This is a genomic window from Mesorhizobium sp. M7A.F.Ca.AU.001.01.1.1, from assembly GCF_004022735.1.
Taxonomy (GTDB): domain Bacteria; phylum Pseudomonadota; class Alphaproteobacteria; order Rhizobiales; family Rhizobiaceae; genus Mesorhizobium; species Mesorhizobium ciceri.
The window spans coordinates 1-6549 of the sequence record NZ_RZPF01000345.1 but is presented as its reverse complement, the minus strand read 5'-3'; the positions used below and the strand labels follow the sequence as shown (position 1 = coordinate 6549).

Genomic DNA, 6549 nt, shown 5'->3' with positions numbered 1-6549 from the left:
TTGTAGGTGTGCTCGCCGACGATGGCGCCGACAATGTGCAGGGGATCGATGCCGTAGGCGGCCGCCGCCTTCCTGATCTTGGCGCGCAGATCGGCGTCGTTCTGCAGCAGGGCATAGACCTTGCGGTACTTCGCCTGGAAGCTGGTGTTGGTCGCCTGCGTGCGCCGGCTGGAGGCGCCGGGAATGTCGGGCTGCACGGCATTGCGATTTCCCGGCGGCACCAATGTCGCTGCCTCGGCGGCGAACAGCGTCGCCGCCAGCGTCAAGCCGAGAATGACCAGGATCAGTTTTTTCATGCACCCGCCGCCCAAGCAATTCCAGGAAAAGTGTGAAACGGTTTTCCGGAATTGCGTCAACCTAGAGATCGAGAATTGCCGCGCAAACTAGGTAAAGCTCTTGGTCGAGTCGAGAGCGCCCCTTCACCCGGCAGGACGAAAGGTGGCCAGATGGTACCATCTGGCCACACATGATTTTGCTTGCCGGAAAATGTTGCCTGGACCGGCGCCGGAACGTTTCGGCGCCGTCGTTTAAAGGATGAACCGCGACAGGTCGGTATTCCTGGACAGATCGCCGACATGCTTTTCGACATAGGCGGCGTCGATAGTGACGCTCGTTCCGTTGCGGTCGGGCGCATCGTAGGAGATTTCGTCCAGCACCCGCTCCATCACCGTCTGCAGGCGCCTGGCGCCTATGTTCTCGACGCTGGCGTTGAGATCGACGGCGATGCCGGCGAGCGAATCGATGGCGTCGTCGGTGAAGGTCAACTCGACGCCCTCGGTCTTCATCAGCGCGATATACTGCTTGATCAGGCTGGCCTCGGTCTCGGTCAGGATGCGCACGAAATCGTCCTTCTCCAGCGCCCGCAGTTCGACGCGGATCGGCAGGCGGCCCTGCAATTCCGGCAACAGGTCGGACGGCTTCGAGACGTGGAAGGCGCCGGAGGCGATGAACAGGATGTGATCCGTCTTCAACGGTCCGTATTTGGTCGCCACCGTGGTGCCTTCGACCAGCGGCAGCAGGTCGCGCTGCACGCCTTCGCGCGAGGGCCCGCCGGAAATGTCCGATCTCGCCGCGATCTTGTCGATCTCGTCGAGGAAGACGATGCCGTCGTTTTCCGCGGCATCGAGCGCCCGGCGCACCACCTCGTCCTGATCGAGCAGCTTGTCGGACTCGTCATTGACCAGCAGGTCGTAGGACTCCTTCACCGTCGTCTTGCGCATCTTGGTTTTCTTGCCGCCCATCGCCTTCGACAGCATGTCGTTGATGTTCAGCACGCCGATATTGGCGCCCGGCATGCCGGGGATTTCAAATCCGGGCATGCCGCCGCTGCCGGTGTCGGCAACCTCGACCTCGATTTCCTTGTCGTCGAGCTCGCCGTCGCGCAGCTTCTTGCGGAAACTGTCGCGGGTGGCCGGGCTCGCCGTCTTGCCGACCAGTGCTTCCAGCACACGTTCCTCGGCGTTGACGTGGGCGCGCGCCTTGACGTCCTCACGCATCTTCTCGCGCACCAGGCCGATGGCGATCTCGACCAGGTCGCGGATGATCTGCTCGACATCGCGGCCGACATAGCCGACTTCGGTGAACTTGGTCGCCTCGACCTTGACGAAGGGCGCACCGGCCAGCCGCGCCAGGCGGCGCGAGATTTCCGTCTTGCCGACGCCGGTCGGCCCGATCATCAGGATGTTCTTGGGCATCACCTCTTCGCGCATCTGGCCTTCCAGCTGCTGGCGGCGCCAGCGGTTGCGCAAGGCAATGGCCACGGCGCGCTTGGCGTCCTTCTGGCCGATGATGAAGCGGTCGAGTTCCGAAACGATTTCGCGGGGAGAAAATGTGCTCATATCACTAAATTCCACTTTGCCACTGCTTGATGGCCTCGAACGGATGCAGCAGCATGATCACGTTGAGTGTCAGATTGTCCCGGATGAGGTAGCCGGTGCCGAGTTCGAAGATGATGGCGAGGCTGACGATCACCCATATAGGTAGCCTTCGCGCCATCACAAATCCCAGCACCATGGCCAGTGTGTCCGACACCGAATTGATGATGCTGTCGCCATAGTAATCGAGCGAAATGGTGCCGGCGCGGTAGCGGTCGATGATGAACGGGCTGTTTTCCAGCAGCTCCCAGCCGCCCTCGATGAAGACGGCGAACGCCAGCCTCAGGCCGATCGGCGAACGCGGGAACAGGAACCGCGCCAGCGCATAGAACAGGAAGCCGTGGATGATGTGTGAGAAGGTGTACCAGTCCGAAATGTGCTGGGAATTCTCCGAACTGTTCACCACGCCATGCCAGAGCTTGACGTAGCCGCAGGTGCAGATCGGCGTCCGCCCCATGCCGTAGAGCGCCCCGGCCTGGAAGATGACCAGGGCAAGCACCAGCAGAAGCCCCATCCGCCAGCTGTCTTCGTAGGCCGAATAGCTGTTTTCCGTGGCCGGTGTCGTCATCGATTCATTCCCCCTCGTTTCGCGTCGCCGTCTCGACCATCACAAAGCCCTGTCACGCCTTCAGCGGCGGCAGCCGGCGGATCACGGCCGCCGGCAAGGTGAGGTTGACCACAATCCGCCGGATACGCTGCCAGCCGGCCCCGAACAGAATAATCAGCGCGCCAACAACGACCAGGATCAAGGCAAAAGGCGGGATGCCCGTCGAATCGGAGGCGGAATTCACCAGATAATAGATGCCCAGCGAGCCGAAGTAAGCCAATGTAGGAACCAGAAGCGAACGGCGGTCTATGGCCAGCGCGACATAGAGGAAGCCAAGGATCAGAATCGTCAGCATGATGGTTGCATTGGCATCCGGCGCGATATGTCCGAATACGACGTTTTGGCCGGTTGCCATGATAAAGAGCGGATGCACCAGCATCGGCGCCGAGACGACATGCAGCCAGAAAGCGCAATCGGACCAGATCTTGCGTCGATCCCTGTCGTAAATGTCAAAAGCGACACCCGTTGCGAACACGATCAGGCCGCAGATCAGCGGCATGTAAAGGGCCGCGCGAAGCAATTCGGGAACGTCCTCGAGGCGCGGCGGCGCAATCGCGCCGGTTGTCACACTGTCATACAGGATTATCGCCGTTTGCAGGAAGGCAAGCAGTGTGAAGGCGATGGCGATAGTCCCGGCAATGATGGGGACGCGAAAGCGCCAGAAATAGATCGCCGCCGCGATTATTCCTCCGCCCAGGAACAGATATCCGGCCCGGGACGCCGTCTGGCGCAACGCCAATAGCTGCCAGATGGTTTCCGGCTTGCGTATGCCGAAGCTGGCCTCCACTTGCAGCGCCAGAGCGGCCAGAATGGCGGCCATGAAAATCAGGGCAAGCACGGACGACGATAGCTTCATCCGGTGCTGACGCGTGACGATTTCGGCGAGCCCCCAGGCGAAAACCGCGAAGATGCCGGCGATCCAGAATGTCTGGCCTGGAAGCAAGGTGGTGAGGACAAAGAAGAAGCCGGCGCTGAGCAGAACGGTTCCCACGGTGACGAACAGATCGTTGCCGCCGCCGACCAGCCGCAGGTTTTCCTCGTCACCCTCGTCACTCTCATCATCGGCGCGCCTGGCCTCGGGGGCGAGAGCGACCGCGCGTTCCATGGCCTCCAACTGATCGCGCAAGGTCTGCGAGATCAAACCTTTCGCGACTGCCTTGTCGAGGGTTTCGGCGCTGATCAATTGGGCTCCTGCGTCGCGTCGCGCGCCATCATCAGGGCTGGCCCGTACTCCGATGTTCTGGTGTCAAAGGCAACAAAGCCGGCCTTTTCGTAGGCGCGGATCGCCCTGACATTGGCGGGATCCGGGTCGATGATGACGCGCGGAACACCTTCCTCGAAAAGCTGTTCGACGAATTGGCGCACGATCGCCGAGCCATGGCCACGCCCGACCAGCTCCGGCACGCCGATCGACACGTCGATGCCGAGCGTGCCGAACGGCTGGTCGGCGTAGGGGTGGTCGTCTTCCAGATGCGGGTCGTAGCTCTGCAGATAGGCGATCGGCTTGCCGTCGAGCTCGACGATCAGCGGCTCGACGGAAATCGAGTCGATATGATCGCTAATCCCGGCGATTTCCGTCTCCGGATCGTCCCACCACTCTGCAACATGCGGCTGGGCAAGCCAGCCGGCGATCATCGGCAGGTCTTTCTCCGTCACCGGCCGAAAATCATAGGTCACCACCTCTTCAGGCGGCATCGAGCGTTTCGACGACGAAATTGTTGTTGGTGTAGACGCAGATGTCGGATGCGATCTGCATCGCCTTGCGGGCGATCTCCTCGGCATCCTTGTCGCTGTCCATCAGCGCGCGGGCCGCGGCCAGCGCGTAATTGCCGCCCGAACCGATGGCCATGACGCCGAATTCGGGTTCGAGCACGTCGCCGGTGCCGGTCAGCGCCAGCGAGACTGACTTGTCTGCCACCAGCATCATCGCTTCCAGCCGGCGCAGATAGCGGTCGGTGCGCCAGTCCTTGGCGAGCTCGACGCAGGCGCGCGTCAGCTGGTCGGGATATTGTTCGAGCTTGGCCTCGAGCCGCTCCAAAAGCGTGAAGGCGTCGGCGGTGGCGCCGGCGAAACCGGCAATCACATTGCCGCCCTTGCCGATGCGGCGCACCTTCTTGGCGTTGCCCTTCATGATGGTCTGGCCAAGGCTGACCTGGCCGTCGCCGGCGATCACCACCTTGTTGCCCTTGCGCACCGTCACGATGGTCGTGGCGTGCATGGTCAGTTCATTGGACATTTCTTGGGCTCCGAGCAGCGCCATCCCGATAAGGCGATTGGCGCGGTACGAGTAACTTTGATCGGCCATATGTATGCATGGGGCCGGTGATTGCAAATCGCTCTCTGGCAAGGCCGATACCGATGCCGGAGGCAACTGGCAATCGCCGGATCATGCTGCTAGAAGGCTTTCGTTTTCAAGCCTGCGAGCGCTTGAAGCCTCTGAGCCGGTCACGATGTGAACCTCTGGACAAGGATAGAGTGATGCCGCCCCGTTCCGCCGAAGCGAGCCGTAAGACCAAGGAAACCGACATCTCCGTGTCGGTCCATGTCGACGGGTCCGGCAAGTCGGATATCGCTACGGGCGTCGGCTTCTTCGATCATATGCTGGACCAGCTGTCGCGCCATTCCCTGATCGACATGACGGTCAGGGCCAAGGGCGACCTGCATATCGACGATCACCACACGGTCGAGGACACCGGCATCGCGCTCGGCCAGGCCTTGACCAAGGCGCTCGGCGAGCGGCGCGGCATCATGCGCTATGCCTCGATCGACCTTGCCATGGACGAGACGCTGACGCGCGCCGCGATCGATGTGTCCGGCCGTCCCTTCCTGGTCTGGAACGTTTCCTTCTCGTCGCCGAAGATCGGCACCTTCGACACCGAACTGGTGCGCGAGTTCTTCCAGGCGCTGGCGCAGAATGCCGGCATTACGCTGCATGTCACCAACCACTATGGCGCCAACAACCATCACATCGCCGAGACCTGCTTCAAGGCGGTGGCGCGCGCGCTGCGCGCTGCTCTCGAACGCGATCCGCGCCAGCCGGATGCGGTTCCCTCCACCAAGGGATCGTTGAAGGGATAAGGCCATGGCCACCTACGTCGTGATGGAACCGCCAGGCCGCAGCGAAAAGGCTGATGCGACGGCCTTTGTCCGCGATGGCTTCACCTGGCTGGGCCTCCTGGTGCCGCCGCTATGGTTCGCCTGGCATCGGCTGTGGATCGAAGCAGCACTTGCCTTCGTCGTCATGGGCCTGCTTTCGATGCTGGGCCAGAAGCTCGGCCTTGGTGTGGCCGGGTCGCTGCTGTCGTTGTTGGTTTCGCTCTATGTCGGCCTGGAAGGGCAAGGCCTGCGCATCGCGGCACTTCGCCGGCGTGGTTGGCACGAGTGGGGCGCGGTCGAAGCCGGTTGGCTCGACGATGCCGACACACGCTATGCACTGGAGGCGGAAGCGCTTGCCGATGAGGTTGTGCCGGCGCCGCGCATGGTCCCCGATGCTGCCCTCGCGCGGCCAGCGCAGCCGGGCATTGCGCTGGGGCTGACCCACATACCGGGAAGAAACTGACATGATTCCGGGAAGAAGCTGAGATGCGGGTTGCGATCATCGACTACGGCTCGGGCAATCTGCGCTCGGCCACCAAGGCTTTCGAGCGCGCCGCGCGCGAAGCCGGCATCGCGGCGCAGATCGACCTGACGGCCGATGCCGAGCGGGTGCGCACGGCCGATCGCATCGTCCTGCCCGGCGTCGGCGCCTATGCCGATTGCGCGGCCGGCCTGCAGGCCGTCGAAGGCATGTGGGAAGCCGTCGAAGATGTCGCGATCGTCAAGGGCCGGCCTTTCCTCGGCATCTGCGTCGGCATGCAACTGATGTCGCAGCGCGGCCTTGAAAAGACAATTACCGAGGGCTTCGGCTGGATATCGGGCGACGTCAAGGAGATCATGCCTTCCGATCCGGCGCTGAAGATCCCGCAGATCGGCTGGAACACCATCGAACTCAAACGCCAGCATCCACTGTTTGCCGGCATTCCCACCGGGACCAACGGGCTGCACGCCTATTTCGTGCACTCCTACCAC

9 protein-coding genes are annotated in these 6549 nt (G+C 62.3%); 3 read left to right on the top strand and 6 right to left on the bottom strand.

Translation table 11 applies throughout. The features are described 5' to 3' along the window. The 6 genes from EN884_RS20600 to hslV all read right to left on the bottom strand — a co-directional run. The coding region (locus EN884_RS20600; protein ID WP_128360711.1) for a DUF1402 family protein at positions 1 to 296 on the bottom strand (296 nt) is incomplete at its 3' end. A gap of 231 nt (positions 297 to 527) precedes the next feature. Then, positions 528 to 1838, bottom strand: coding sequence for an ATP-dependent protease ATPase subunit HslU (gene hslU / locus EN884_RS20595; protein WP_013528355.1), 1311 nt, complete (start codon positions 1836 to 1838; stop codon positions 528 to 530). Positions 1839 to 1842: 4 nt separating this feature from the next. Then, the gene (locus EN884_RS20590; protein ID WP_224618702.1) at positions 1843 to 2388 is read right to left on the bottom strand and encodes a DUF2585 domain-containing protein; all 546 of its coding nucleotides are present in this window, start codon (positions 2386 to 2388) and stop codon (positions 1843 to 1845) included. Between the two features lie 106 nt (positions 2389 to 2494). Next, positions 2495 to 3664, bottom strand: a complete 1170-nt coding sequence (locus EN884_RS20585; RefSeq protein ID WP_063169776.1) for a hypothetical protein — start codon at positions 3662 to 3664, stop codon at positions 2495 to 2497. Continuing rightward, on the bottom strand, positions 3661 to 4176 hold the full coding sequence (locus EN884_RS20580; protein WP_024502003.1) for a GNAT family N-acetyltransferase: 516 nt from the start codon (positions 4174 to 4176) through the stop codon (positions 3661 to 3663). Before EN884_RS20580 ends, EN884_RS20585 begins: the two co-directional genes overlap by 4 nt. Beyond that, the gene (hslV, locus tag EN884_RS20575; RefSeq protein ID WP_013528351.1) at positions 4166 to 4717 is read right to left on the bottom strand and encodes an ATP-dependent protease subunit HslV; all 552 of its coding nucleotides are present in this window, start codon (positions 4715 to 4717) and stop codon (positions 4166 to 4168) included. The genes EN884_RS20580 and hslV overlap by 11 nt, the downstream gene beginning before the upstream one ends. Before the next feature lie 242 nt (positions 4718 to 4959). Here hslV and hisB point away from each other — a divergent pair, with 242 nt between their 5' ends. From hisB to hisH, 3 genes are all read left to right on the top strand, one after another. Then, positions 4960 to 5559, top strand: a complete 600-nt coding sequence (gene hisB, locus EN884_RS20570) for an imidazoleglycerol-phosphate dehydratase HisB (RefSeq protein WP_063169777.1) — start codon at positions 4960 to 4962, stop codon at positions 5557 to 5559. A gap of 4 nt (positions 5560 to 5563) precedes the next feature. After that, positions 5564 to 6040 carry a DUF2628 domain-containing protein gene (locus EN884_RS20565; RefSeq protein WP_063169778.1) on the top strand — a complete coding sequence of 159 codons (477 nt, stop codon included), beginning with the start codon at positions 5564 to 5566 and terminating at the stop codon, positions 6038 to 6040. A 23-nt stretch (positions 6041 to 6063) separates the two neighbouring features. Continuing rightward, a partial coding sequence (gene hisH / locus EN884_RS20560; RefSeq protein ID WP_128360710.1) for an imidazole glycerol phosphate synthase subunit HisH occupies positions 6064 to 6549 on the top strand: 486 nt, incomplete at its 3' end.